Annotated in this window: 23 protein-coding genes; 14 read left to right on the forward strand and 9 right to left on the reverse strand. The window is 64.5% G+C overall.

All coding sequences use genetic code 11. From position 1 onward, the window contains the following. Position 1: 1 nt before the first annotated feature. The 3 genes from ACOHX0_RS06560 to ACOHX0_RS06570 form a co-directional block, all read right to left on the reverse strand. Positions 2-832 (reverse strand): ABC transporter ATP-binding protein, encoded by an 831-nt coding sequence (locus tag ACOHX0_RS06560; RefSeq protein ID WP_420675887.1) that lies wholly within the window; start codon positions 830-832, stop codon positions 2-4. Beyond that, positions 829-1,617, reverse strand: coding sequence for an ABC transporter ATP-binding protein (locus tag ACOHX0_RS06565; RefSeq protein ID WP_420675888.1), 789 nt, complete (start codon positions 1,615-1,617; stop codon positions 829-831). The genes ACOHX0_RS06560 and ACOHX0_RS06565 overlap by 4 nt, the downstream gene beginning before the upstream one ends. Before the next feature lie 96 nt (positions 1,618-1,713). Further along, positions 1,714-2,907 carry an ABC transporter substrate-binding protein gene (locus ACOHX0_RS06570; protein WP_420675889.1) on the reverse strand — a complete coding sequence of 398 codons (1,194 nt, stop codon included), beginning with the start codon at positions 2,905-2,907 and terminating at the stop codon, positions 1,714-1,716. Positions 2,908-3,102: 195 nt separating this feature from the next. Here ACOHX0_RS06570 and ACOHX0_RS06575 point away from each other — a divergent pair, with 195 nt between their 5' ends. Continuing rightward, positions 3,103-4,203, forward strand: a complete 1,101-nt coding sequence (locus ACOHX0_RS06575; RefSeq protein ID WP_420675890.1) for a PQQ-dependent sugar dehydrogenase — start codon at positions 3,103-3,105, stop codon at positions 4,201-4,203. Between the two features lie 43 nt (positions 4,204-4,246). Here the strand turns inward: ACOHX0_RS06575 and ACOHX0_RS06580 are convergent, their stop codons facing one another. After that, positions 4,247-5,251, reverse strand: coding sequence for a GlxA family transcriptional regulator (locus tag ACOHX0_RS06580; RefSeq protein ID WP_420675891.1), 1,005 nt, complete (start codon positions 5,249-5,251; stop codon positions 4,247-4,249). Between the two features lie 180 nt (positions 5,252-5,431). On the opposite strand from ACOHX0_RS06580, the gene ACOHX0_RS06585 reads away from it, so the two are divergent. After that, entirely contained in the window at positions 5,432-6,802 is a 1,371-nt protein-coding gene (locus ACOHX0_RS06585; RefSeq protein ID WP_420675892.1) for a class II 3-deoxy-7-phosphoheptulonate synthase, read from the forward strand. Between the two features lie 99 nt (positions 6,803-6,901). Here ACOHX0_RS06585 and ACOHX0_RS06590 read toward each other — a convergent pair whose 3' ends face one another. Next, the gene (locus tag ACOHX0_RS06590) at positions 6,902-7,423 is read right to left on the reverse strand and encodes a TetR/AcrR family transcriptional regulator (protein ID WP_420675893.1); all 522 of its coding nucleotides are present in this window, start codon (positions 7,421-7,423) and stop codon (positions 6,902-6,904) included. Between the two features lie 72 nt (positions 7,424-7,495). Between ACOHX0_RS06590 and ACOHX0_RS06595 the strand changes: the two genes are divergently transcribed. Further along, a complete protein-coding gene (locus tag ACOHX0_RS06595; protein WP_420675894.1) occupies positions 7,496-8,572 on the forward strand; it encodes an alcohol dehydrogenase family protein in 1,077 nt (358 codons plus the stop codon). Positions 8,573-8,728: 156 nt separating this feature from the next. On the opposite strand, the gene ACOHX0_RS06600 is transcribed toward ACOHX0_RS06595, so the two are convergent. Further along, on the reverse strand, positions 8,729-9,577 hold the full coding sequence (locus ACOHX0_RS06600) for a PAS domain-containing protein (RefSeq protein WP_420675895.1): 849 nt from the start codon (positions 9,575-9,577) through the stop codon (positions 8,729-8,731). A 239-nt stretch (positions 9,578-9,816) separates the two neighbouring features. Here ACOHX0_RS06600 and ACOHX0_RS06605 point away from each other — a divergent pair, with 239 nt between their 5' ends. From ACOHX0_RS06605 to phoB, 10 genes are all read left to right on the forward strand, one after another. Further along, positions 9,817-10,713 (forward strand): YicC/YloC family endoribonuclease, encoded by an 897-nt coding sequence (locus ACOHX0_RS06605; protein WP_420675896.1) that lies wholly within the window; start codon positions 9,817-9,819, stop codon positions 10,711-10,713. Positions 10,714-10,726: 13 nt separating this feature from the next. Next, positions 10,727-11,368, forward strand: coding sequence for a guanylate kinase (gene gmk / locus ACOHX0_RS06610; RefSeq protein WP_420675897.1), 642 nt, complete (start codon positions 10,727-10,729; stop codon positions 11,366-11,368). Further along, positions 11,365-11,886, forward strand: a complete 522-nt coding sequence (locus ACOHX0_RS06615) for a gamma carbonic anhydrase family protein (protein WP_420675898.1) — start codon at positions 11,365-11,367, stop codon at positions 11,884-11,886. The genes gmk and ACOHX0_RS06615 overlap by 4 nt, the downstream gene beginning before the upstream one ends. 116 nt (positions 11,887-12,002) lie before the next feature. Beyond that, on the forward strand, positions 12,003-13,046 hold the full coding sequence (locus ACOHX0_RS06620; protein ID WP_420675899.1) for a sensor histidine kinase: 1,044 nt from the start codon (positions 12,003-12,005) through the stop codon (positions 13,044-13,046). A 182-nt stretch (positions 13,047-13,228) separates the two neighbouring features. Then, positions 13,229-14,269 (forward strand): substrate-binding domain-containing protein, encoded by a 1,041-nt coding sequence (locus ACOHX0_RS06625; protein WP_420675900.1) that lies wholly within the window; start codon positions 13,229-13,231, stop codon positions 14,267-14,269. Between the two features lie 111 nt (positions 14,270-14,380). After that, entirely contained in the window at positions 14,381-15,853 is a 1,473-nt protein-coding gene (pstC, locus tag ACOHX0_RS06630; RefSeq protein WP_420675901.1) for a phosphate ABC transporter permease subunit PstC, read from the forward strand. Further along, a complete protein-coding gene (gene pstA, locus ACOHX0_RS06635; RefSeq protein WP_420675902.1) occupies positions 15,853-17,220 on the forward strand; it encodes a phosphate ABC transporter permease PstA in 1,368 nt (455 codons plus the stop codon). Before pstC ends, pstA begins: the two co-directional genes overlap by 1 nt. Before the next feature lie 12 nt (positions 17,221-17,232). Further along, positions 17,233-18,030 carry a phosphate ABC transporter ATP-binding protein PstB gene (gene pstB / locus ACOHX0_RS06640; protein WP_420675903.1) on the forward strand — a complete coding sequence of 266 codons (798 nt, stop codon included), beginning with the start codon at positions 17,233-17,235 and terminating at the stop codon, positions 18,028-18,030. Then, on the forward strand, positions 18,008-18,757 hold the full coding sequence (gene phoU / locus ACOHX0_RS06645) for a phosphate signaling complex protein PhoU (protein WP_420675912.1): 750 nt from the start codon (positions 18,008-18,010) through the stop codon (positions 18,755-18,757). Before pstB ends, phoU begins: the two co-directional genes overlap by 23 nt. 3 nt (positions 18,758-18,760) lie before the next feature. Next, positions 18,761-19,450: a phosphate regulon transcriptional regulator PhoB gene (gene phoB / locus ACOHX0_RS06650; RefSeq protein WP_420675904.1), complete on the forward strand. Its 690-nt coding sequence runs from the start codon at positions 18,761-18,763 to the stop codon at positions 19,448-19,450. Positions 19,451-19,564: 114 nt separating this feature from the next. On the opposite strand, the gene ACOHX0_RS06655 is transcribed toward phoB, so the two are convergent. Then, positions 19,565-20,476 carry a LysR family transcriptional regulator gene (locus ACOHX0_RS06655; protein WP_420675905.1) on the reverse strand — a complete coding sequence of 304 codons (912 nt, stop codon included), beginning with the start codon at positions 20,474-20,476 and terminating at the stop codon, positions 19,565-19,567. A gap of 97 nt (positions 20,477-20,573) precedes the next feature. Between ACOHX0_RS06655 and ACOHX0_RS06660 the strand changes: the two genes are divergently transcribed. Beyond that, entirely contained in the window at positions 20,574-21,794 is a 1,221-nt protein-coding gene (locus tag ACOHX0_RS06660; protein WP_420663968.1) for an acyl-CoA dehydrogenase, read from the forward strand. 878 nt (positions 21,795-22,672) lie between these two features. Here ACOHX0_RS06660 and ACOHX0_RS06665 read toward each other — a convergent pair. Continuing rightward, entirely contained in the window at positions 22,673-23,536 is an 864-nt protein-coding gene (locus tag ACOHX0_RS06665) for an acyl-CoA thioesterase (RefSeq protein ID WP_420675906.1), read from the reverse strand. Positions 23,537-23,573: 37 nt separating this feature from the next. After that, positions 23,574-24,785: a serine hydrolase domain-containing protein gene (locus ACOHX0_RS06670; protein WP_420675907.1), complete on the reverse strand. Its 1,212-nt coding sequence runs from the start codon at positions 24,783-24,785 to the stop codon at positions 23,574-23,576. Between the last annotated feature and the right edge of the window lie 341 nt (positions 24,786-25,126).

The following is a 25,126-nucleotide window of genomic DNA, read 5'->3' on the forward strand; positions in this document are numbered from 1 at the left end:
CTCAGCCCCCCAGGAAAGATTTGCGCACTTCGGGATCGGCCAGAAGCTCCTGCCCGGTGCCGGTATAGGCGTTGCGGCCCTGCACGAGAACATAGCCTTTGTCCGCGATTTCAAGCGCTTGCTTTGCGTTCTGCTCCACCATCAGGATCGGCAGCCCGGTGCGGGCGACCTCGATGATGCGGTCGAACAGCTCGTCCATCACGATGGGGGACACGCCCGCGGTGGGCTCGTCCAGCATCAGCACCTTGGGCTTGGTCATCAGCGCGCGGCCCACGGCCACCTGCTGGCGCTGGCCGCCGGACAGCTCGCCCGCGGGCTGGTTGCGCTTCTCGCGCAGGATCGGGAAGAGGTCATAGACCTGCTCCATCGTGTCCGAAAAATCATCGGTGCGGATGAAGGCGCCCATCTCCAGGTTCTCCTCCACCGTCATCGAGGTGAAGATGTTGCTGGTCTGCGGCACAAAGCCCATGCCCTTGACCACGCGGTCCTGCGGGGAGAGCTGGGTGATGTCCTCGCCATCGAGCCGCACGGAACCCGCGCGCACGTCGAGCATGCCGAACACCGCCTTCATCGCGGTCGACTTGCCGGCACCGTTGGGGCCGACGATCACCGCGATCTCTCCCTTGTCGACGGCGATGGTGCAGTCGTGCAGGATGTCAGGACCCTTGCCATAGCCGCCGGTCATCGCGTCGCCGATCAGGAAGGGGCCGCCGTCCACCTTGTGCGTGGGGCCGCTTTTCATGTGCGCGGGCTGCATCGTGCCGGCACCTTGCGGGTTGGTGATCGTGGCGTCCTTGTTGCCATGATCGTCCTGGTAGGGGTTGCCGCTCATGTGCCCGCCTCCAGTTTATCTTTGTTTTTCAGACCGGTTCCGAGGTAGGCTTCAATCACCTGCTCGTTTGCCTTGATCTCGTCCAGCGTGCCTTCGGCCAGCTTTTTGCCCTCGGCCATGCAGATCACCGGATCGCAGAGGCGGTCGATGAATTCCATGTCGTGCTCGATCACCACGAAGGTGTAGCCGCGTTCCTGGTTGAGGCGCTTGATGGCATCCGCGATGGTGTAGAGCAGGGTGCGGTTCACGCCGGCGCCGACCTCGTCAAGGAAGACGATCTTGGCATCCACCATCATGGTGCGGCCAAGCTCCAGGAGCTTCTTCTGCCCGCCGGAGATCTGCCCCGCCTTGAGGTCCGCGATGTGGCTGATGGTGAGAAACTCCAGCACCTCGTCGGCCTTGGCGCGCAGCGCGCGCTCCTCGTCGGCGATGCGCTTGCGGCCGAACCAGGTGTTCCACAGCGTCTCGCCCGATTGCGCGCCCGGAACCATCATCAGGTTCTCGCGGCAGGTCATCGAGGAGAACTCATGCGCGATCTGGAAGGTGCGCAAGAGACCCTTGTGGAACAGCGTGTGCGGCGGCAGGCCGGTGATGTCCTCGCCATCCATAGTGACGCGCCCGGAGGTCGGTTCCAGAACGCCTGCGATCACGTTGAAAAGTGTGGTTTTTCCGGCACCGTTTGGCCCGATCAAACCGGTTATGGAGCCCTTTGCGATTTCAAGCGAGGCGCCATCCACCGCATGGAACCCGCCGAAGTGCTTGTGCAAGTCCTCGACGACGATCATGTCATGTAATCCCCTAGCTGCTTTTTGCAGCCCCTTTAATTTGGAACAGCCCGGGCAAAACCCGGGCTGATCGCTGATAGCTGATGCGCGGTTGGATCAGCGGAACTTGACGGTCTCGTTCTTGCCGTCCTTGACCTCGATCTCGCGGTAGGAGCCAGCGCTCTCGCCCGGCTCGATCAGCTCGACGCCGGTGGCGCCCTGGTAGTCGATCTCACCGCCGTTCGCGAGGATCTCCAGTGCCTTGCCCAGCTCACCCGGGTTGATCTTCTCACCCGGCGCGTTGGCGACATCCATCACCTTGCCGGCATAGTCGGCCGGCTTCATCGAGCCCGCCGCCTGCATCGCCAGCATCAAGAGCGCCGCGGCGTCGTAGCTTTCGCCGGTGAAGGAGGTGGTGCCGTCATAGCCCGCTTCCTTGGCCATCTCGGCAAAGATCGCCGCACCTTCGCTGTCGGAGCCTGCGATCTGGCCGAAAGAGCCGTCGAGATCGGGGCCGACGTTCTTGGGCAGCGAGTCGCCGATCATGCCGTTGGGCAGGCCGAAGGTGTCGAACGCGCCGCTGTCGAGCGCCGAGCGGATGATGCCCAGTCCGCCCTGGTCCAGATAGCCCGCAACCACCAGCACGTCGCCGCCGGCCGAGGCCAGCGAGGCCACTTCGGCCGAGTAGTCGCCCTTGCCGTCTTCATGCGCGGCGACAATGGTCACTTCGCCGCCCTTGGCTTCGAACGACTTGGAGATCGAGTCCGACAGGCCCTTGCCGAAGTCGTTGTTGGTGTAAGTGATGGCGATCGACTCGACACCGCGGTCGGTGAGGATGTCGGCCATGATCTCACCTTCGCGCGCGTCCGACGGCGCGGTGCGGAAGAACAAGCCGTTGTCTTCCATCGCGCTCAGACCCGGCGAGGTGGCGGAAGGCGAAATCATCACCATGCCGTTGGCCAGGGCGACGTTCTGCAGCACCGCGCCGGTGACGCCGGAGCAGTCGCTGCCCATGATGCCGCTGACGCCTTCGGCGATCAGCTTTTCGGCATTTGCAACCGCAAGGCCATTGTCGATGCAGCCGGTGTCGGCGCGGATCGGGGTCACCGTGGCGCTGTCGAGCAGCTTGCCGGACTTGGTGACTTCCTCCATCGCCAGCTCTGCCGAGGCGGCCATGTTCGGGCTGAGCGATTCAATCGGGCCGGTGTAGCCGAGCAGCACCCCGATTTTCACTTCTTTGGCGTGGCCGCCGGCAAAAGCGGTGCCCGCGGTCAGCGCGGCAGCCGCGGTGGCCATCAGCAGTTTTTTCATCTGTAAACTCCCATTGTTGGAACACACGAAAATGTTCCCTTCGGACCCTAGGCAAGGCGGTTACAAAAGAAAAGTTCTTATTGAACCCGCCTGGATACCCCCGGATCCCCTCCTCCTTGGCCGCGCGGTTCTTGAATGTTGTGGCGCGGCTCTGGCAGGCATTTATATGGAAAACAGCATAAGGGAAAGTCTTTCATGGTACGGAAACTCCTCTTCCTGACGGTCGCCCTGCTACTGCTTCTGATGCGCCCGGCCGCGGCCGAAACCCTGCCCGGCAGCACGGGCGAGCTGCGTCTCACCCGCATGGCGGGCGGGCTGGATGTGCCCTGGGGCTTTGACTTCCTGCCCGACGGCGGCGTTCTCGTCACTGAGCGGCGCGGGCGGCTTTATTACCTCCGCAACGGGCAAAAACGCCGTGTCGAAGGCCTGCCGTCGGTGGCGGCACAAGGCCAGGGCGGTCTGCTGGACGTGATGGTGCCGCGCGACTTTGCCCGCTCGCGCGAAGTGTTCCTGACGCTCTCACGCCGCCAGGGCCACGGCGCGGGAACGGCAGTGGCGAAGGGGCGGCTTGACCGCAGCATGAGCCGGCTTCAAGACGTCAGGATCATCTTCGAGGCCGCGCCGGGCGCCCGCGGCGGGCGCCATTTCGGTTCCCGCATCACCGAGGCGCCGGACGGGCGGCTGTTTGTCTCCCTCGGCGAGCGCGGCGACCGGCCAAGCGCGCAGAACCTGCGGCTGCATCAGGGCTCCATCGTCCGGATCAACCGCGATGGGTCCATTCCTTCTGACAACCCCTTCATTGGCAAGGCAAACGCCCAGCCCGAGATCTGGTCCTACGGTCACCGCAACCCGCAAGGCATGGGGTTGGACCTTGAGGGCCGCCTCTGGGTCTCGGAACACGGCGCGCGCGGCGGCGACGAGGTGAACTTGGTCCGCAGGGGCGCCAACTACGGCTGGCCGGTGATCTCCTACGGGCGCCACTACTCCGGCGCCAAGATTGGCGAGGGCACCGCGAAACAGGGGATGCAGCAGCCGGAATGGTATTGGGACCCCTCCATCGCGCCCTCCGGGCTGATGGTCTATTCCGGCGCGCTCTGGCCCGCGTGGCGCGGCCATATCTTCGTGGGCTCGCTGAAGTTCAACTACATCTCGCGCCTGGCCGGTGCCCCGCTAAAGGAGCGCGAGCGGCTGCAAAGCCCCGAGACCGGCCGTGTTCGCGCGGTCAAGGAAGCGCCCGACGGCAGCATCTGGTTTGCCTCGGAAAGTGAAGGCGCGCTGTTCCGGATCTCGCGCTGACGCGGGGACCGGAACAACCCCGGCACTTGCAGGCGGCGCCGGCTCAGCCCTTGTGGGGTGCCGCCTTGCTGCCGCGCTCGCGGTAGGGCGTGGTGTCGTAATGCGCGCGGTAGCATTTGGAGAAATGCGACGGCGAGGCAAAACCGCAGGCGAGCGCCACGTTGATCACGCTCATGTCGGTCTGCATCAACAGGTTGCGCGCCTTCTGCAGCCGCAGCTCCATGTAATACCGCTTGGGCGAGCGGTTCAGGTAGCGGCGGAACAGCCGCTCCAGCTGGCGGGTCGACATGCCGACATCCTGGGCCAGCACCGAGGGGCTGATCGGCTCTTCAATATTGGCTTCCATCATCTGGATAACCATGGACAATTTCGGATGCCGCACACCGATGCGGGTAGGGATCGACAGGCGCTGCACGTCCTGGTCGGTGCGGATCGAGGAATAGATCAGCTGATCCGCAACCGCATTGGCCAGCTCCTCGCCATGGTCGCTGGCAATCAGCTTCAGCATCAGGTCGATGGAGGAAGTGCCGCCCGCGGTCGACAGCCGGTTGCCGTCGATCACGAAGACCGATTTGGTCAGGTTCACCTCCTCGAATTCCTCGGCGAAACTGTCGGCGTTTTCCCAATGGATGGTGGCGCGCTTGCCGTCCAGCAGCCCGGCCTTCGCGAGCGTATAGGCGGCGGTGCACAGCCCGCCCACCATCAGCCCCTTGCGGGCCTCGCGGCGCAGCCAGGCGAGAAGCTTCTTGGTGGTGGCGTCCTGCACCGCGATGCCGGAGCAGAGCATAACCACGTCGTCGCGCTGCAATTCGCTGAGGTCGCCATCCACCGAAAAAGTCGTGCCGGCCGAACAGGTTACCGTCTCGCCGCCTTCGCCGGCAAGGGTCCAGCTGTAGATATCCCGCCCAGCCATGCGGTTGGCAATGCGCAAGCACTCCACGGCAGAGGCAAAGGATAGCATCGTGAACTTGTCGAGCAGCACAAAAACGAACCGTTTTGGCTGGCAGGCGGCAGTGCTGGTGGCGGCGGGCTTGCGTTGCGTCGGCATGGCAGGCGTCCTTCAAGAAAGCAGTCTCGCCGCGGGAGTCATCCGCGGCCGTTCGGAAACCGTGCTCACAGCTTGGACGCAGGGTCAAGTAGGGCGGATTCTAAACTGGTCAGCCCGGCTGCGATTTTGTATAGAACACTCCAATTATTCCAGAAATATCCCTTAGGCGGAGACAAGGTCATGAGCGAATGGCAGAAATCGGACTGGCGCAGCAAGCCGCGGGTGCAAATGCCGGACTATACCGATGCGGCGGCGCTGCAGACGGCCGAGGCTCAGCTGTCGAAATATCCGCCGCTGGTGTTTGCCGGCGAAGCCCGCAGGCTGAAAAACCACCTCGCCGCCGCCGGGCGCGGCGAGGCGTTCCTGCTGCAAGGCGGTGACTGCGCCGAAAGCTTCGACCAGTTCAGCGCCGACGGCATTCGCGACACCTTCAAGGTGATGCTGCAGATGGCGATGGTGCTCACTTATGGCGCCAAGGTGCCGGTGGTGAAGGTGGGGCGTATGGCGGGCCAGTTCGCCAAGCCGCGCAGCGCGCCCACGGAAACCGTGGGCGGCGTCGAGCTGCCGAGCTACCGCGGTGACATCATCAACGACCTCGCCTTCACCGATGACGCGCGCCGCCCCGATCCTGCGCGGATGCTGCAGGCCTATACCCAGGCCGCGGCCACGGTGAACCTTTTGCGCGCCTTCTCCACCGGCGGCTATGCCGATGTGCATCAGGTGCATGCCTGGACCCTGGGCTTCACCGAAGGCGAGAAGGCCGAAAGCTACCGCGAGATGGCCAACCGCATCACCGACACGCTGGACTTCATGAAGGCGGCGGGCGTCAACTCCGACAACGCCCATACCCTTCAGTCGGTGGAGTTCTACACCAGCCACGAAGGCCTGCTGCTGGAATATGAAGAGGCGCTGACGCGGCTTGATTCCACCTCCGGCAAATGGCTGTCGGGTTCCGGCCACATGCTCTGGATCGGCGACCGCACCCGGCAGCCCGATGGCGCCCATGTCGAATTCTGCCGCGGGGTGCTGAACCCGATCGGCCTGAAATGCGGCCCCACCACCACTGCCGAGGACCTCAAGGTTCTGATGGCCAAGCTGAACCCCGAGAACGAGGAAGGCAAGCTGACCCTGATCGCGCGCTTCGGCGCCGGCAAGGCGGGCGAGCACCTGCCGCGGCTGGTCAAGGCGGTGAAGGAAGAAGGCGCCAAGGTCACTTGGGTCTGCGACCCGATGCACGGCAACACCATCAAGTCCTCCACCGGCTACAAGACCCGCCCCTTCGACTCGGTGCTGCGCGAGGTGCGCGACTTCTTCGCAGTGCACACTTCCGAGGGCACCACGCCCGGCGGCGTGCATTTCGAGATGACCGGCCAGGACGTGACCGAATGCACCGGCGGCGTGCGCGCGGTGACCGAAGAGGACCTCTCGGACCGCTACCACACCGCCTGCGACCCGCGCCTCAACGCCAGCCAGTCGCTGGAGCTGGCCTTCCTGGTGGCCGAGGAGCTCTCCACCCTGCGCCAGACCCAGCAGCCGCGCCAGACCGGCTGAACCGCGGCAAGGCAGCAGTTATTATTATCCGGGGCCGCAGTTCTCCATGAGGGGGCTGCGGCCTTTTTCTTTGCAATGACGTGCAGGTGAAGGCGGTGGTCAGCCTGCGGAGCGAAGGGCCGCGGCCAGCTGTCTGGCGCCCTCGACCGCGGCCTCACGGCGCAGCGGCCAGCTCTGGGTCAGCCCTTCGAGGATCAGCATCACCTCGGTCTCGCGGCCCGGTACCCCCGCGGCTGCGGCGGCCTTGGCGGCCACTTCCGCCTTGTGACGCTCCAGAAGCGCGCGCAAGTCAGCGTTTCCCGGCGCGGCGGCAACGGCGGCGTGGAACAGGCAGCCGTGCGCGGCCTCCACTGCCATCCAGTCCCCCACCCGTGCGATCAGAGCAGGCAGGGCCTCCCGCGGGTCCTGGGGCAGGCCGTCAAAGACATGCGCCAGATACCGGTGGTGGCGGTTCTCCAGCGCGGCCCGAACCATGTCCGCCCTGGAGGGGGTGTATTTGTAAAGCGTCCGCAGGCTGACCCCGGCGGCATCGCGGAGATCTTCCACGCTTGGCTCCGCAAAGCCCCGCTGCGCAAAGGCGCGTTCAAGCCCGGCGGCGATTTTCTGTCTCGTGTCACTCATGCTTGACCCTGTAGAATGATCCCTCTACCCACACAAGTAGAGGAATCATTCTACTTGGCGAAGGAGCCGATGATGACATTGCCAGAAACCATGTGCGGCGTCGTGCTTACCGGGCACGGCGGGCTCGGCAAGCTTGAGTGGCGCGAGGATCTGCCGGTGCCCGCACCTGCTGCCGGAGAGGTCCTGATCCGTGTCGGCGCCGCGGCGGTGAACAATACCGATGTGAACACGCGCACCGGCTGGTATTCCAAAAGCGTCCGCAGCGATACGGCGTCAGGCGCCACGGGGGGCTATGAGAGCGATGCCGGCGACGGCAGCTGGTCCGGCGCCGCCTTGCGGTTTCCGCTGATCCAGGGCGCCGATTGCTGCGGCGAGATCGTGGCGGCGGGCGCGGGTGTGCCGGAAAGCCGCATCGGCGAGCGGGTCCTGGTCCGGCCAATGCACCGGCCAGCGGAAGCCGCGGGGGACTATCAGCTTGCAACCTTCGGCTCCGAGCGAGACGGCGGCTTTGCCGAATACACCACCGCGCAGGCGAAGGATGCAATCGCGGTGCGCTCCAGTCTATCGGATGTGGAGCTAGCCTCTTTCCCCTGCGCCTTTTCCACTGCCGAAGGGATGATCCAGCGCAGCAATCTCGGCGCGGGCCGCGTGCTCATCACCGGCGCATCGGGCGGCGTTGGCTCCGCCGCGATCCAGCTGGCCAAGCGGCGCGGCGCCCATGTCACCGCGCTCACCTCGCTTTCCAAGACCGAGGCACTCAAGGAGCTTGGCGCCGACGAAGTGCTCGACCGCGACGGCCCGCTGCCCGGACACAGTTTCGACGTGGTGCTCGACCTCGTGGGCGGGCCGCGCTGGGAGGAGGTGATTGGCGCGCTGCGCAATGGCGGCTGCTATGTGACCTCGGGGGCCATTGCCGGGCCGATCGTCGAGCTGGACCTGCGCACACTCTACCTGCGCGACCTGTCGCTGCTTGGCAGCACGTTCCAGCCGGACAGTGTCTTCACCGATCTGGTCAGCTACATCGAAGCAGGGGAGATCCGTCCGCTCCTTGCCGGGACCTACCCGCTGAAGGATATCCGGGCCGCGCAGGAGGCGTTCCTGACAAAATCCCACGTGGGCAAGATCGGCCTGCAGGTGCGGGAGAGTTGAAGAAAACGGCGCAGCCGCTTAATACAAAAGAAAAAAGCGCCCCCGGAGTTCTGTCTCGGGGGCGCGAAGTGTCAAGAGCTATGACCTTAGCCTTGAGTTCTGAGAATATGAAAGAGCGCAGGCCGCGATCAGGTGCGGAGCCTGCTGCAGGCCGCCTTAGTCGCGGCTGACCACCAGCCGCAGATGCCCGCCGCGCTTGGCGCTGCCATCCTCGGGCTTTGCCGCGGGCGCATCCTTGCCGGGCCTCTTGCCGGTGGTGCGGTCGAGCAGGGCGCGGGCTTCTTCCAGGATGGAGCGTTCCGGCGCAAAGCGGGCTTGGGTTTCGGCAAAGCCGGGGTTCGGGCTGTTCACATCAGCCGGTGCCGCGCCTGCCTTGGACGGTGCCGCTTCAGGGCTGCCGGCACGCGGCTTGGCCTTGAACTCCGGCGCGCCCCCGGCCTTGCCGATGCTGCGCATCTCGATCGAGGAGATCGAGAACCGCTGCGAGCTGCCCGCGGTATACTCATCCGCCACCAGCACCCCCAGCGCCCGGCTGATGTCGCCAAGGTCGCTGCGCAGCGGCAGCAGCAGCATATGCGCGGGCCGCGGGGCGCTGCGGCGCGGTGTTTCGATCTGCAGCGACAGCTCCACAATGGCGGGCGTGTCGAACATGTGCTCCATCGCCGAGCTCAGCTGCTTGCGGGCGTCGGTGGTGAAGAAGGCGGTGATCGGCATGCCGCGCACCTCCATGCCGGCCAGCTCGTTCACGTTGGACCCGGCAAGACGGAAGCGCGAGATGCCCGGCGCGATGCGCTCCAGGATGAAGGTCTGGCTGAGGATGTTCTCCAGCCCGCGCGGATCGATCTGCGAGCGGGACGGCACGTCGTCACCCCGGCGCAGCGCGGTCCAGTAGGCCTCGGCCTGGCGCAGCGGCGACAATGACCCGCGATGACGAAAGCGGTCCATCGAAACAACCTTTTCTTGACCCGTGGTCTTGCCTGTAGTGGTGCGGCCGCCAAAAATCATGTCCGTTCCCTCGTCTCTTCCGGGATTTATTCGGCCTGTCAGCAGCTTGCCGCAGCTTAAGGAATAATGCCGGAATGGTTACCCTGGAGTTAATATGACACAATCTTACTAAACTTTGGACTACTTCCTTAATCAATGGTTAACGATTTGGGCAGCCGCCTCCATCCGTTTGATCTTGCGCGCTATACTTTGGAGACAGTAGATCAGGGCACACCGCCGGCAACAGAAAGCACCGCCTTATGACGATCCGCAGCATGACCGCCTTCGCCTCCGCCCAGGGCAGCGCCGGGGCACATTCCTGGAGCTGGGAGATACGCTCGGTCAACGCCAAGGGGCTGGATCTGCGCCTGCGGGTGCCGGACTGGCTGGAAGGGCTCGAAGCCCATATCCGCAGCTATCTGGGCAAGGCGCTGGCGCGGGGCAATGTCTCGCTCACGCTGCGCATCAGCCGCAGCGAGGAGGGCGCAGGCCAGGTGCAGGTGAACCGCGCCGTGCTCGACTCGGTGATGGCGGCGCTCGCCGAAGTGAAGGCGGCGGCAGACCACAATCACGCCGCGGTGCGGCCGGCCTCCGCGGCCGAAATCCTCGCCATCCGGGGTGTTGCGGAACAGGCGGCAGGCGAGGACGACCCGGCGCCGCTGGTGGCGCTTCTGAGCAAGGAATTGGAAACCCTTGTGGCGGAATTCGTGCAAATGCGTGAAGCCGAGGGCGCCGCGCTGGCCGTTCTGCTGCAGGAACGGCTCGACGGGATAGAGGCGCTGACTGCGGAGGCCGCGAGCCGCGCCGATGCCCGCAAGGACAAGGTGGCGGAGGCGCTGAAGGCAAATCTCGCCCGGGTGCTCGACAATGCCGAGGGCGCCGATCCGGCCCGTGTTGCGCAGGAACTGGCGCTGATCGCGGTGAAGGCCGATGTGAGCGAGGAACTGGACCGGCTTGGCGCCCATGTCGAAGCGGCGCGCGGGCTGCTCGCCAAGGGCGGCGCAGTGGGGCGCAAGCTGGACTTCCTGATGCAGGAATTCAACCGCGAAGCCAACACGCTCTGCTCCAAATCGCAGGACAGCCGGTTGACGGAAACGGGGCTGGAACTCAAAACCTTGATCGACCAGATGCGCGAGCAGGTGCAGAACATTGAATGAAGGAGAGAACGCCATGGCAAACCGGCGCGGACTGCTGATCATCCTGTCGTCGCCCTCCGGCGCGGGCAAGTCCACCCTGGCGCGGCGGCTGATGGCCTGGGATCCGGGGCTGAAGTTCTCGGTCTCCGCCACCACCCGCGCACCGCGCCCGGGAGAGGAACATGGGCGCGAGTATTACTTTCTGTCCGAGGACGAGTTCAAACAACAGGTCGGCAAGGGCGAAATGCTGGAGCACGCCCATGTCTTCGGCAATTTCTACGGCTCCCCCGCAGGCCCCGTGAAGGACACCATCGAGGCAGGCGAGGACGTTCTGTTCGACGTCGACTGGCAGGGCGAGATCCAGATCCGCAATTCCGACCTCGGCAAGCATGCGTTGTCGATATTCATTCTGCCGCCGTCGATCGCCGAACTGCGCCGCCGCCTTGAAACCCGCGCCCAGGACAGCGACGAGGTGATCGCCAAGCGGATGATGAAGAGCTGGGACGAAATCAGCCACTGGGGCTATTATGACTATGTTCTGGTGAATGATGATCTGGACGAGACCGAGGCCAGGCTGAAAACCATCGTCGAGGCCGAACGCATGCGCCGGATCCAGCAGCCCAAGCTGCAGGAGCATGTGCGCGCCCTGCAAACCCAGTTCGAGGAACAGTCATGACCCTTTACGCGCTAGCAGACCATCGTCCGCAGATTCACGAAGACACTTGGGTTGCCCCCGATGCCAACCTGATCGGCCAGGTGGTGCTGGAGGCGGGCGCCTCGGTCTGGTTTGGCGTCACCATCCGCGCCGACCACGAGGAAATCCGCATCTGCAAGGGCGCCAACGTGCAGGAAAACGTGGTGATGCATATCGATGCAGGCTATCCGCTCACCGTGGGCGCGGGCTGCACCATCGGTCACAAGGTGATGCTGCATGGCTGCACCATCGGCGAGAACACCCTGATCGGCATGGGCGCAACCGTGCTGAACGGTGCCAAGATCGGCAAGAACTGCCTGATCGGCGCGGGCGCCCTGATCACCGAGAACAAGGAAATCCCCGACAATTCCCTGGTGATGGGCGCGCCGGGCAAGGTGGTGCGCACGGTGGATGCCGCGCTGGAAGAGAAGCTGCGCCAAAGCGCGCTGCACTACCAGGAAAACATGCGCCGCTTCCGCAGCGAGCTGAAGCCGCTGTAAGCGCGCCACCACGCGGCGGAGAGGCCAGCGGCGGGCAGGGCACGTTTCTGTCATCCAGCGGTTGCATTACGTCTCTAACACGGGCCGGAACCGGGCAGGCGGAGGCAGGAGGCACCATGACAAGGGAGTTGATCGACGGGTTTCTGGCGGCGGTGCCGATGCCCGCGGTGATGGTCGACCAGACCGAGCGGTTCATTGCCGCCAATGCGGATGGGCTCGCACTTCTGGGCAGCAGCATTCTGGGCCGCCATTTCGCCACCATCCTGCGCCAGCCCCGCGTGTCTGCCGCGATCGAGACCTGCCTGCGCGAGCGCCAGCCGCTCACCGCGCGCCACATGGCCAGCGACGGAGCACAGGACGCCAGTTTCAATGTCACCCTGCGCTATGTGCCCGGCATCGGAGCAGTGAATGCAGGGGCTGTTCTTGCCTGTTTCGAGGATGTCTCGGAACGTGAGCAGGCGGGCCAGATGCGGCGCGACTTTGTCGCCAACGTCAGCCACGAGCTGCGTACGCCCTTGACCGCGCTGATCGGCTTCATCGAGACCCTGCGCGGGGCCGCCCGCGATGATGCGGCGGCGCGCGACCGCTTCCTTGCCATCATGGAGGGCGAGGCGAGCCGGATGAACCGGCTGGTGGGAGACCTCCTGTCGCTGAACCGGGTGGAAAGCGAGGAACGGGTGCGCCCCAAGGAACAGGTCGACCTGCGCGCGCATATCACTTCGACGCTGAAGACGTTGGGCCCGGTGGCAGAGGCCGCGGGCAGCACGTTGCATCTGGACGCGCCGGAGGCACCGGTCACGGTGACGGGCGACCCCGACCAGCTGCAGCAGGTCTTCACCAATCTGGTCGAGAACGCAATCAAATACGGCGGCGGCGGCGGGGTCCGGGTGATCCTCAGCGAGACCGCGCGCGATCCCGGCTTGCGCTGCGCTGCCGCCAGCGTGGCGGTGCAGGACGACGGGCCGGGAATCGATCCGGCGCATCTGCCGCGCCTGACCGAGCGGTTCTACCGCGCCGACAGCCACCGCTCGCGCGAGCTGGGCGGCACCGGGCTGGGGCTCGCGATTGTCAAACATATCGTCAACCGCCACCGCGGCCGCCTGCGGATGGAGAGCACGCCGGGGCAGGGCTCTGATTTCACGGTGATTTTGCCGAAGTGACACGGGCAAGCGCGGCCCGCGGCAAGATTTCGCGCTTCATCCATTGTCACAAAAACCTGCCGCCCTGCCGTCTTTGTCATGAAGCTGTTACACTGGCGTCACAAAAGCCACATGCCCGGCTTTTAGGAGAGGCGCCAAGGTTACCGGCAGGTGACCGGAAATAGAAACTCAAGGAGACTGAGATGTCCTTTGTGAAACTGACCGCATCCGCATTGGCAATTTCCGCCGTATCGGCCACCGCAGCCGCCGCCCGGGACCAGGTCCAGGTGGCCGGCTCCTCGACGGTGCTGCCTTATGCGTCGATCGTGGCAGAAGCCTTTGGCGAGAATTTCGACTTCCCGACCCCCGTTGTTGAATCGGGCGGCTCCTCGGCCGGCCTGAAGCGCTTCTGCGAGGGCGTCGGCGAGAACACCATCGACATCGCGAATGCCTCGCGCAAGATCAAGGACTCCGAGGTCGCCGCCTGCGCCGAAAACGGCGTGACCGACATCATCGAAGTGCGCGTCGGCTATGACGGCATCGTCTTTGCCTCCGACATCAACGGCGAAGCTTATGAGTTCACTCCGGCCGACTGGTTCCTGGCGCTGTCGGACAAAGTGCTGGTGGACGGCGAGCTGGCGGACAACCCGAACACCACCTGGGCCGACGTGAACCCGGAATTCGCTGAAGCCGATATCCAGGCTTTCATCCCCGGCACCAAACACGGCACCCGCGAAGTCTTCGAGGACAAGGTGATCCTGGCCGGCTGCGAGGAAACCGGCGCCTTCGAGGCCCACATGGAGGCCAACGGGGGCGACGAGAAAGCGGCCGAGAAGGCCTGTATTTCTCTGCGCACCGACGGCAAGTCGGTCGACATCGACGGCGACTACACCGAAACCCTGGCCCGCATCGAGAGCAACAAGGACGGTATCGGCGTCTTCGGCCTGGCTTTCTACGAGAACAACACCGACAAGCTTCAGGTTGCCACCATGTCCGGTGTGACCCCCTCGACCGAGAGCATCGCAACCGGCGAATACCCGGTCTCGCGGCCGCTGTTCTTCTACGTGAAGAAAGCCCACATCGGGGTGATCCCGGGCCTGAAGGAATATGCCGAATTCTTCGTCGCTGACGAGGTCGCAGGCCCCGACGGCCCGCTGGCCGAATACGGCCTGGTGGCCGATCCGGAACTGGCGGAAACCCAGGAAACCGTTGCCAATGAAACCGTTCTGGGCGGCCAGTCCTAAGCGCCCCGCGGAACACCGAACCGGACCGGGGCGGATTTTGATCCGCCCCGGTCCTGCATTTCAGCGGACCTGTTCCGCACCCAACTCTGCACCCGTCAAACGGAGCCCTTCATGCCTATACTCTGGCTTGTCATTCTCGTGCTTGCGCTCGCCGCGGCCGGCTTCATGCTGGGCCGCCGCCGGGCCCTCGCGACAGCCGGGGGCGATGCCAAAGCCCTGCATTCGCTGCCCTCCTACTACGGCTCCAACGTCGCCCTGACCGCGCTGGTGCCCGCGTTGGCGGTGCTCGCGGTCTGGCTGCTGGCGCAGCCAATCTTTGTCGAGAGCCGTGTCTCCGGCATGATCCCGCAAGAGATGATCCCGGAAAGTACCAGCCGCGGGCTGGTGATGTCCGACGTGCGCCGCCTGGCCGACGGGCTGGACGTTGCGGTGGAGCGGGGCGTGCTGACCGGCAAGGAAGCGCGGGCGCTGGACAGCTCCGATACCGACATCCGCGCCCGCCTGGGTGATGTTGGCGTCGCGCTTGGCTCCGAGGTGCGCCCCGAAGTGCTGCGCGCCGCCCAGGCCTACCGCAGCCTGACCCGGACCGGCAGACTTGCAATGTCGGTTGTGGTTGTGCTGCTGGCGCTTGGCGGATTTGCCGTGGCTTATGGCAAGACCCACAAGGACTTCCGCGCCCGCAACGTGGTGGAACGCGGCATCCTCGGCCTGCTGATCCTGGCCGCTTCGCTTGCGATCCTGACCACCGTGGGCATCGTGCTGTCGATGCTGTTCGAGACCGGCAACTTCTTCCGCCTGCATTCCTGGAGCGACTTCTTTTTAGGCGGCACCTGGGCGCCAAACTTCCGCGGCGGCAGCGAACTGTCGATCCTGCCGCTTCTCTGGGGCACGCTCTACATCTCCTTCATCGCCCTTCTGGTGGCAGTGCCTGTGGGGTTGTTTGCAGCCATCTACCTGTCGGAATACGCCTCTGGCGCGGTGCGCGCGATCGCCAAGCCGCTGCTGGAGATCCTGGCGGGCATTCCGACCATCGTCTACGGGTTGTTTGCGCTGCTGACCGTCGGGCCGGCGCTGGCCAATGTCTTTGCCAAGGGCGGTTTTCTGGGGGTCGAGTGGATGTCGGGCGCGACCTCGGTGCTGACCGCGGGGCTGGTGATGGGCATCATGCTGATCCCCTTTGTTTCCTCGCTGTCCGATGACATCATCAACGCGGTGCCGCAGGCGATGCGCGACGGCTCGCTGGGCCTTGGCGCCACCCGCTCGGAAACCGTGCGCCAGGTGGTTCTGCCGGCAGCACTTCCCGGCATCGTCGGCGCGGTGCTGCTGGCGGCCTCGCGTGCCATCGGCGAGACCATGATCGTGGTGATGGGGGCAGGGGCGATTGCCAAGTTCTCGCTCAACCCGCTGGAGTCGATGACCACGATCACCACCCGCATCGTCAGCCAGCTGACCGGCGACACCGATTTCGCCAGCCCCGAAACCCTGGTCGCCTTTGCCCTGGGCCTGACGCTCTTCGTCCTGACCCTCGGGCTCAACATCCTGGCCCTCTACATCGTGCGCAAATACCGGGAGCAGTACGAATAATGACCGACTTCAGCCAGAACAGCGGCGCGCCTGCGCCGGCAGACAACTCCCGCCACGGCGGTTCGCTGCTGGAGCCGACCGACCGCACCCGCAGGCGCAACGCCGCCGAGACCCGCTTCAAGGCCTATGGTATCGCCGCCATTGCGGTGGGGCTGCTCATGCTGGTGATCCTGGTCACCACCATCCTCGGCAAGGGGCTGGGCGCTTTTCAGCAGACCTTCGTCACGCTGGAAGTGGAGCTTCTGGAAAGCAAGCTCGACAAAAAGGGCAACCGCGATATCGAGGAGATCAAGAAGGTCACCACCTTCGGCTATGCCCCGATCATTAAGGAGGCGGTCGCCGGCAAGGTTGAGGAGCTGGGCCTGGACACCGGGCTCAAGTCCAAGGAGCTGACCGGCATCCTGTCCAAGGACGCCGCCGCGCAGCTGCGCGGCTACGTGCTCGCCAACCCCGATCAGATCGGCGAGACGGTGGAATTCCGCTTTCTCGCCTCCGGCCGGGTCGATGGCTACATGAAGGGCCGGGTCAGCCGCGACAGCATTGCCAACGACAAGAGCATTTCCGCCGCGCAGCTGGACCTCGTGGACCGGCTGGCCGAAGCGGGCGTTCTGGAAAAGACCTTCAACCCCGCGTTCATCCTTGGCGCCGACGCCTCCGATGCCCGCCCCGAAGCGGCGGGCATGGGGGTGGCGATGCTCGGTTCGCTGTTTATGATGCTGGTGGTGCTGGTACTGGCGCTGCCGATCGGGGTTGCGGCCTCGATCTATCTTGAGGAGTTCGCGCCGCGGAACTGGATCACCGACATGATCGAGGTGAACATCTCCAACCTCGCCGCGGTGCCCTCCATCGTGTTTGGTATCCTGGGCCTTGCGGTCTTCATCAACTACATGCACCTGCCGATGTCGGCGCCGCTGGTGGGCGGTCTGGTGCTCACGCTGATGACGCTGCCGACCATCATCATCTCCACCCGCGCTTCACTGAAAGCAGTGCCGCCGTCGATCCGCGACGCCGCCCTTGGCGTCGGCGCCTCCAAGATGCAGTCGGTGTTCCACCACGTGCTGCCGCTGGCCGCGCCCGGCATCCTGACCGGCACCATCATCGGCCTGGCGCAGGCCTTGGGGGAGACCGCGCCGCTCTTGTTGATCGGCATGGTCGGCTTCATCGCCTCTAACGCGCCCGAAAGCCTGTCCGAAGGCCTCTTGTCGCCAAACTCCGCGATGCCCGCGCAGATCTACGAATGGGCCAAACGCGCCGATCCGGCCTTTTACGAGCGCGCCTGGGGCGGCATCATCATCCTGCTGGTTTTCCTGGTGACGATGAACACGATCGCGGTGATCCTGCGCCGCCGCTTCGAACGCCGCTGGTAAGAGGGCATAGACATGAACGACATGACCGTGATGGGAAATTCCATGGACACCCAAGACATCAAGATCGCCGCCAAGGACGTGAACGTCTATTACGCCGACTCCCATGCCATCAAGGACGTGAGCGTGGAGATCGAGGACAAGACCGTCACCGCCTTCATCGGCCCCTCGGGCTGCGGCAAGTCCACCTTCCTGCGCTGCCTCAACCGGATGAACGACACCATCGACATCTGCCGGGTGAAGGGTGACATCCTCCTGGATGGCGAGGACATCTACGACAAGCGCGTCGACCCGGTGCAGCTGCGCGCCAAGGTTGGCATGGTGTTCCAGAAACCGAACCCGTTCCCGAAGTCGATCTATGACAACGTGGCCTATGGGCCGCGGATCCATGGCCTTGCGAAGAACAAGGCGGAACTGGATGAGATCGTTGAGAAATCCCTTCGCCGCGGCGCCATCTGGGACGAGGTGAAGGACCGTCTGGACTCGCCGGGCACCGGGCTTTCGGGCGGCCAGCAGCAGCGGCTCTGCATTGCGCGTGCCGTCGCGACCGAGCCGGAAGTGCTCCTGATGGACGAGCCGTGCTCGGCGCTGGACCCGATTGCCACCGCCCAGGTGGAGGAGCTGATCGACGAGCTGCGCAGCCGCTATTCGGTGGTGATCGTCACCCACTCGATGCAGCAGGCCGCCCGCGTCAGCCAGAAGACCGCCTTCTTCCACCTCGGCAATCTGGTGGAATTCGGCCCCACCGGGCAGATCTTCACCAACCCCGAAGATCCCCGCACCGAAAGCTATATCACCGGCCGCATCGGCTGAGGCGAAGGAAACAGACATGTCAGAACAGCATATCGCATCGGCCTTCGACCGCGACCTGGAGGCGATCCAGGCGCAGATCATGAAGATGGGCGGCATGGTCGAAGCCGCCATCAAGGACGCGGCCCAGGCGCTGGAAACCCGCGACCAGGAGCTGGCGCTGGAAGTCCGCAAAGGCGACAAGGCCATCGACGGGCTGGAGGAGCTGATCAACGAGGAAACCGCCCGCCTGATCGCGCTGCGCTCGCCCACCGCGTCCGACCTGCGGCTGGTGCTCTCGGTGATGAAGATCGCGGGCAACCTCGAACGCATCGGCGACTACGCCAAGAACATGGCCAAACGCACCGGTGTGCTGGTTCAGGGCCCCAACATCAGCGAGGGCGCCGCGGCGCTGCGCCGGATGGCGCGCGAAGTGGAGCGGATGCTGAAGGATGCGCTGGACGCCTACATTCAGCGCGATGCCGAACTGGCCCGGGACGTGATCGGCCGCGACCGCGACGTCGACCAGATGTACAACGCCCTGTTCCGCGAATTCCTCACCCACATGATGGAAGACCCGCGCAACATCTCGGCCTGCATGCACCTGCATTTCATCGCCAAGAATACGGAACGCATGGGCGACCACGTGACCTCGATTGCCGAACAGGTGGTCTACCTCGTCACCGGCGAGAAGCCGGAGGAAGACCGCAAGAAGGCCGACACCACCTCGACCACGCCGCAGGAGCTCTGAGCCATGGCCGCCGAACAGCCCAGCGTTCTGGTGGTCGAGGACGAGCTGGCGCAGCGGGAGGTGCTGGCCTACAACCTCGAAGCCGACGGCTTCCGCGTGCTGAAGGCCGCCGATGGCGAGGAAGCGCTTCTGAAGGTAGAGGAAGACCTGCCCGACATCCTCATCCTGGACTGGATGATGCCGAACCTCAGCGGGATCGAGGTCTGCCGCCGCCTGAAGGCGCGCAGCGAGACCCGCAATATCCCCGTCATCATGCTCTCCGCCCGCACCGAGGAGGTGGACAAGGTGCGCGGGCTTGAGACCGGCGCCGACGATTACGTTGTGAAACCCTATTCGGTGGCCGAGCTGATGGCGCGGGTACGCACCCAGCTGCGCCGGGTGCGGCCCTCCACCGTGGGGATGCGGCTGGAATATGAGGACATCCTGCTCGATTCCGAGACCCACAAGGTGAGCCGCGCCGATCAGCCGCTGAAGCTCGGGCCGACCGAGTTCCGCCTGCTCTCCACCTTCATGGAGAAGCCGGGCCGGGTGTGGAGCCGCGAGCAGCTCCTGGACCGGGTCTGGGGGCGCGACATCTATGTCGATACCCGCACCGTCGATGTGCATATCGGCCGGCTGCGCAAGGCGCTGACCCAGCACGGCGGCTCCGACCCAGTGCGCACCGTACGCGGCGCGGGCTACGCCCTGGGCTGAGTACAGCCGGGCCGGGGCGCCAGCCTGCCGTGACCAAAGCACCTCCCGAACCGGGCGGTGCACAGGGGGTGTACAGGCAGTGCACACGTGGCACCCCCAAATTTTCCACGCCGCTCAACGCGGCAGAGGGTCCTCGGGCTGCGCCTTGCCGGCCAGCCATTCCCGGAACTTGACGAGGGCAGGGGCCTTGGCCTTCGCTTCCGGCCAGACCAGGTAATAGGCGCCCGCGCTCTCCACCGGCTCCGGGTACAGCGCCACCAGCCGCCCGGTCGCCAGGTCCTGCTCCACCAGGTAATCCGGCATCAAGGCAACGCCCAAACCATGCAGCGCGGCCTGGGTGATGGTTGCGAATTGATCATAGAAAGTCCCGCCAGGATCGGAAGCCAGCCCCACGCCCTGGCCCTCGAACCATTCCCGCCAGGCCCTGGGCCGGGTCTGGATGTGCAGCAGCGGCAGCTTGAGCAGGCTTGCGGCCGCACCCAATACATGCCCCTCCAGCAAGGCAGGCGCGCAGACCGGCAAAAGCTGCTCATGCTTCAGCAGCAGCGCTTCGGTGCCCGGCCACTGCGCATTCCCGTAATGTATTGCTGCATCAAATGGTTCCACAGCGAAGTTGAATGGCTCCAGCCGGGTCGTCATGTTGATGGTCACGTCCGGATGCAGCCGCGCAAACTCCGGCAGACGCGGCATCAGCCAGCGCATCCCGAAGGCCGGCAGGATAGCGAGGTTCAGTGTCCCGGCCAGCGGTTCCGCCTGCAAACGCAGAGTGGATTGCACGATCTGATGCAGCGCCTGCCGGATTTCAGCGGCATACTCCCGGGCCGCCGGGCTCAAACCCAGCCGCTTGCCGTCCCGCTGCACCAGATCCTGGCCCAACTGCCGCTCAAGCGTTTGAATCTGGCGGCTGACTGCTCCTTGAGTCAGCGACAGCTCCGCCGCCGCGGCCGACGCGCTGCCGAGCCGGTCCAGTGCTTCCAGCGCCCGAAGGGAGGAGATCGAGGGGAGAAATCTGCGCGGCGCCACCATGTATGAGCTTATGTCATAGGTGCTTGCAAAAGTCTCGCTGTTTTTTGCGTTTACCCGCGGCTAGGGTCTGGCCCAAGAAACCCTGGAGGACAACACGATGAGCGACAAACCTGCACTGCGCGCCAAGGACGCGCCCGACCTGGGCCGATTTACCTGGGACGACCCGCTGCGGCTGGATGATCAGCTGAGCGAAGATGAGCGCATGATCGCCGCCTCGGCCCGCGCCTACGCACAGGAAAAACTGCAGCCGCGCGTGCTAAGTGCTTATGAAAACGAAGAAACAGACCCGGAGATCTTCCGCGAAATGGGCGAGATGGGCCTTCTGGGCACCACTATCCCCGAGCAATACGGCGGTCTGGGCGGCGGCTACGTGTCTTACGGCCTCGTCGCCCGCGAGGTGGAGCGTGTCGACAGCGGCTACCGCTCGATGATGTCGGTGCAAAGCTCGCTGGTGATGTATCCGATCTACGCCTATGGCAGCGAAGAGCAGCGCATGAAATACCTGCCGAAGCTGGCCTCGGGCGAGTGGATCGGCTGCTTCGGCCTGACCGAGCCGGACGCCGGCTCCGACCCCGCGGGCATGAAGACGCGCGCGGAAAAAACCGAGGGCGGCTATAAGCTTACCGGCTCCAAGATGTGGATCTCCAACGCCCCGATCGCGGATGTCTTCGTGGTCTGGGCGAAGTCCGAAGCCCATGGCGGAAAGATCCGCGGCTTTGTTCTCGACAAAGGGCTGAAGGGACTTAGCGCGCCGAAGATCCAGAACAAGGCTTCCCTGCGCGCCTCAATCACCGGCGAAATCGTGATGGATGGCGTCGAAGTTGGCGAAGACGCGCTGCTGCCGCATGTGGAAGGCCTGAAAGGCCCGTTTGGCTGTCTGAACCGCGCCCGCTACGGCATCAGCTGGGGCGCAATGGGCGCCGCGGAGGCCTGCTGGCACGCCGCACGCCAATACGGCCTGGACCGCAGCCAGTTCGGCCGCCCGCTGGCAAACACCCAGCTTTTCCAGCTTAAATTGGCCAATATGCAGACCGAAATCACCCTGGGCCTGCAGGCGTCGCTGCGCGTCGGCCGGCTGATGGACGAGGCCAACGCCGCGCCCGAAATGATCTCCATCGTCAAGCGCAACAACTGCGGCAAGGCGCTGGAAATCGCCCGCATGGCCCGCGACATGCACGGCGGAAACGGCATCAGCCTGGAGTTTAACGTGATCCGCCACATGGTGAACCTAGAAACGGTGAACACCTACGAAGGCACCCACGATGTGCACGCGCTGATCCTGGGCCGGGCCCAGACCGGGCTGCAGGCCTTCTTCTGATGCGAGGCTATTGCGGCGCGGGCTTCGGCGCGCGCCGCAAATTTGCAAGACGGTCCCAAGGTTCCGCTTAGGCGCGTTGTGCAGCCAAATATGCAAGCCCGGAGTAATCGCAGCTCGGCCAGGCGTCTCAAAGTGTGGTAAACGCCGGCGCGCGATCGCCATTTTTTCTGAAACATTATCAGGGGCTTACGTCTCGCATGGTTAATGAAAAGGCGCCGTCTTGCGCAGAAATAGGTGCGCGCCGGGAATAGCGATCCCTGACCTGAAGCTTCTGCAAAGGCCGCCAAGACGTTGGTTCAAGGTCGCACGCAGGGAATTGCGCAAAACGCTTGCATAAAAGCCAACTGAATGCGCTTCGAGTCTGCGATCCTGCAAAGCCAGCCCTGCAAGAGTGCCCGTGAAAAAATGCAAAGCTGGTGACGCCGATTGGGCGCGCATACTGCGGATAAACCCCGTTTAACAATACGTTACCGCAGGTTCCGGATCGGGTGCAAGCAAGAACCAGTGACCCGGCGAAGTGTCCCGCTGCAGGCTTCGCAGGGCGCATTTCCGCAAATGCGGGCCTGCTGCAACAAGCAGGAATGTCACCGGTGGCGCCGGCATGAGCGCAGTCTGACAGGGCGCAGACCTCAAAACCGGAGCCCCGGCCGGGCACTCGGAACACGGTGTGCCTTTCCGAATTGAAGGCCACCGGGCGGCCGTGTCTGAGCAGAGAGCTTCAATGCCTCAAAGCAGCTGAACGTGCTTTTTCTCATTGCAGGCAAGCGTGACATTCCTGAACAGCACTCAGTCCTGTAATCCGTATTATGTAAAATCTATCGGGGTCAGAGAGCTGCCGTGCACCTGGAAGGCGCTTGAAAGCCCTGTTTTCAGCCGGTTCACCGCTTCAACGGCCGCATCAGGCCTTCTTGAGCGACGCTGGCGGCCAGACGGCCGTCCTCGGTATAGATGGCACCCCGGTTGAAACCGCGGCCGCCTCCGGCAAAGGGCGAGTCCATGGTGTAGAGATGCCAGTTTTCGAACTGCACCGGCGCGTGGAACCAGATCGCGTGATCCAGGCTCGCCGTCATCTGGCGCGGATTGTGGAACGTCAGCCCATGCGGCCGCAGCGCCGAGCCAAGGAGACCGAAGTCGGACGCATAGGCCATCAGCACATGCTGCAGCTTGGGATCCGCGCCCTTCGCGGCCTCCATCCGGATCCACATGTGATTGACATCGCTGGCAGCGTCCGGCTCCAGCGGATCGCGCGGCGCCACTTCGCGGATCTCGAAAGGCCGCGGCCGGGTGAATTCCGCCCGTCTCCCGCCGTCCACCCGGTGCGCGCTTTCCTGCAGCAGCTGGTGGCGAGATACCAGGCTTTCCGGCGGCGGCACGTCGGGCATGTCGTGCTGATGGTCCCAGCCGTATTCTGCCGTATGGAATGATGCCGCAAGGTTTAGGATCTGCTTGCCGTTCTGCATCGCCACGACGCGCCGCGTGGTGAAGCTGCCACCGTCGCGCGCCGGATCGACTTCATAGATCACCGGCCGCGACGGATCGCCGGGACGGATAAAATAGGCATGCAGCGAGTGGCACGGCCGGTCCGGCACCGTCGAATAGGCTGCGGTCAGCGCCTGCGCGATGACTTGGCCGCCGTAAATGCGGGTTGGGGTTTCACCGCCTGCGCCCTGGCCGCGGTAGAGGTTGGTGTCGAGCTCCTCGAGGTCGAGCAGATCAAGGAGGTTCTTCGCTGTATCAACCATTTACCGGCCTTTCAGGATATGATCCGCAGCCAAGACGTTACTCTGTGAGAGCGCCGTGCACCAGCGCCTTCAACTCCGGCCGTGCGGGATAGCTGCTGGAGGGCGATAACTGGGTCAGGAAAACCACCGATAGATCCAGGGCACGGTCGACCCAGAAGAAAGTCGACGCCATGCCGCCCCAGCTGAAATCGCCAACCGAGCCCGGACAGCGCGCCCGCGCCGGATCCAGCACCACGGCGCCGCCGAGGCCAAAGCCCATGCCCTCCATTGGCTGTTCCGCAAAGCTCTGCGGGCCCATCGCGGCGATCTCGCCGGGCAAGTGATTTTGCATCATGAAATCAACGGTCCGCGGACTGAGGAGAAAGCCGCCCTCACGCGCGCCGCGGCAGCGCAGCATTTCGGCGAAACGCATGTAGTCGTCTATAGTGCCAACCAGCCCGCCGCCGCCCGAGTGCATGGTTGCGTATTCAAACGGCGACCCGCCGGGCGCATCTGCCAGCCGCAGCCGGGCGTCGCCGAGCTCGGCGGTGTTCAGCGCCATCGCATCCCCAGCAAGCGGCGTGTAAAGGGACGCGAATCTGTCGCCAATCCCTGGCGGCACGCGGAAAGCGGTGTCCTGCATGCCAAGGGGCTCCAGGATTTCGGCCCGGATGAACTCGGCGAGCGGCTGGCCCGAGACCACCTCGATCACCCGGCCGACCACGTCAATCGAGACGGAGTACTCCCAGCGGCTGCCGGGCTGAAACGCCAGCGGCAGCCTGGCAAGCTGCCGGGTCATGTCTGCTAGCGCGCCCTGGTCCGGCTTGAACAGCAGGTCCTGCTTCGCCATCGCCTCCGGCAGGACGCCGGGGTTGAACGGGTAGCTCAGGCCGCTGGTGTGGGTCAGCAGCTGGTGCAGCGTCGGGCTTCGGCTGGGTTCGGTCTGATCAATACGGGTGGCGCCGGGGACCAGCGCCTGCATGCCGGCGAACTCTGGCAGGAAGGCGCTGAGCGGCGCGTCGAGGTGCAACAGCCCGCGTTCCAGGAGCATCATCAGCGCCACGGACGTCACCGGCTTGGTCATCGAGTAGAGCCGCACGACGGTATCGCGGGTGAACGGCAAGCCGCGCTCGATGTTGCGCAGGCCAGCGGCGTGGAAATAGCACTCCGCGCCGCGGCGGAGGATCAGCAGCGCGCTGCCCGCAAATTTCTCTTCATCCACATAGCTTTGCTGCCATGCCTTGATGTATTGCATCCGGGACTTGTCCATTTGCCGCTGCTCCCTAGGCTCAGTGCTGCCATCATGCGCCGGGCCCAGCCGCGGGTCGAGCACAATGCGCTGCGTGCAAATACGCAGAGATTGACATGGTGTGTTTGCGGCGGCCGCTCTCCCAGGGCGAACGAGGTCCGATAAGATCGGCCTCAGCAAAACCAGCCGTGAAGGAGAACGACCATGTTGCATTATGTTGGTCTGGACGTGTCCGTCAAATCCGTGTCGATCTGTGTTGTCGATGAAGGTGGCGAGGTGCTGGCGCGCGGCGAAACCAGTTCGGATCCGGACGAGATTGCATCGTTTATTTCCGAACATTCCGCCAAGCCCGAGCGGATCGT

Origin of the sequence: Cribrihabitans pelagius, assembly GCF_048820915.1 — a bacterium.
Taxonomy (GTDB): domain Bacteria; phylum Pseudomonadota; class Alphaproteobacteria; order Rhodobacterales; family Rhodobacteraceae; genus Cribrihabitans_A; species Cribrihabitans_A pelagius.

Coding starts and splice junctions, on each gene's coding strand:
- ACOHX0_RS06560 (WP_420675887.1), bottom strand. CDS start 832: ATGAGCGGCAACCCCTACCAGGACGATCATGGCAACAAGGACGCCACG.
- ACOHX0_RS06565 (WP_420675888.1), bottom strand. CDS start 1,617: ATGATCGTCGTCGAGGACTTGCACAAGCACTTCGGCGGGTTCCATGCG.
- ACOHX0_RS06570 (WP_420675889.1), bottom strand. CDS start 2,907: ATGAAAAAACTGCTGATGGCCACCGCGGCTGCCGCGCTGACCGCGGGC.
- ACOHX0_RS06575 (WP_420675890.1), top strand. CDS start 3,103: ATGGTACGGAAACTCCTCTTCCTGACGGTCGCCCTGCTACTGCTTCTG.
- ACOHX0_RS06580 (WP_420675891.1), bottom strand. CDS start 5,251: ATGCCGACGCAACGCAAGCCCGCCGCCACCAGCACTGCCGCCTGCCAG.
- ACOHX0_RS06585 (WP_420675892.1), top strand. CDS start 5,432: ATGAGCGAATGGCAGAAATCGGACTGGCGCAGCAAGCCGCGGGTGCAA.
- ACOHX0_RS06590 (WP_420675893.1), bottom strand. CDS start 7,423: ATGAGTGACACGAGACAGAAAATCGCCGCCGGGCTTGAACGCGCCTTT.
- ACOHX0_RS06595 (WP_420675894.1), top strand. CDS start 7,496: ATGACATTGCCAGAAACCATGTGCGGCGTCGTGCTTACCGGGCACGGC.
- ACOHX0_RS06600 (WP_420675895.1), bottom strand. CDS start 9,577: ATGATTTTTGGCGGCCGCACCACTACAGGCAAGACCACGGGTCAAGAA.
- ACOHX0_RS06605 (WP_420675896.1), top strand. CDS start 9,817: ATGACGATCCGCAGCATGACCGCCTTCGCCTCCGCCCAGGGCAGCGCC.
- gmk (WP_420675897.1), top strand. CDS start 10,727: ATGGCAAACCGGCGCGGACTGCTGATCATCCTGTCGTCGCCCTCCGGC.
- ACOHX0_RS06615 (WP_420675898.1), top strand. CDS start 11,365: ATGACCCTTTACGCGCTAGCAGACCATCGTCCGCAGATTCACGAAGAC.
- ACOHX0_RS06620 (WP_420675899.1), top strand. CDS start 12,003: ATGACAAGGGAGTTGATCGACGGGTTTCTGGCGGCGGTGCCGATGCCC.
- ACOHX0_RS06625 (WP_420675900.1), top strand. CDS start 13,229: ATGTCCTTTGTGAAACTGACCGCATCCGCATTGGCAATTTCCGCCGTA.
- pstC (WP_420675901.1), top strand. CDS start 14,381: ATGCCTATACTCTGGCTTGTCATTCTCGTGCTTGCGCTCGCCGCGGCC.
- pstA (WP_420675902.1), top strand. CDS start 15,853: ATGACCGACTTCAGCCAGAACAGCGGCGCGCCTGCGCCGGCAGACAAC.
- pstB (WP_420675903.1), top strand. CDS start 17,233: ATGAACGACATGACCGTGATGGGAAATTCCATGGACACCCAAGACATC.
- phoB (WP_420675904.1), top strand. CDS start 18,761: ATGGCCGCCGAACAGCCCAGCGTTCTGGTGGTCGAGGACGAGCTGGCG.
- ACOHX0_RS06655 (WP_420675905.1), bottom strand. CDS start 20,476: ATGGTGGCGCCGCGCAGATTTCTCCCCTCGATCTCCTCCCTTCGGGCG.
- ACOHX0_RS06660 (WP_420663968.1), top strand. CDS start 20,574: ATGAGCGACAAACCTGCACTGCGCGCCAAGGACGCGCCCGACCTGGGC.
- ACOHX0_RS06665 (WP_420675906.1), bottom strand. CDS start 23,536: ATGGTTGATACAGCGAAGAACCTCCTTGATCTGCTCGACCTCGAGGAG.
- ACOHX0_RS06670 (WP_420675907.1), bottom strand. CDS start 24,785: ATGGACAAGTCCCGGATGCAATACATCAAGGCATGGCAGCAAAGCTAT.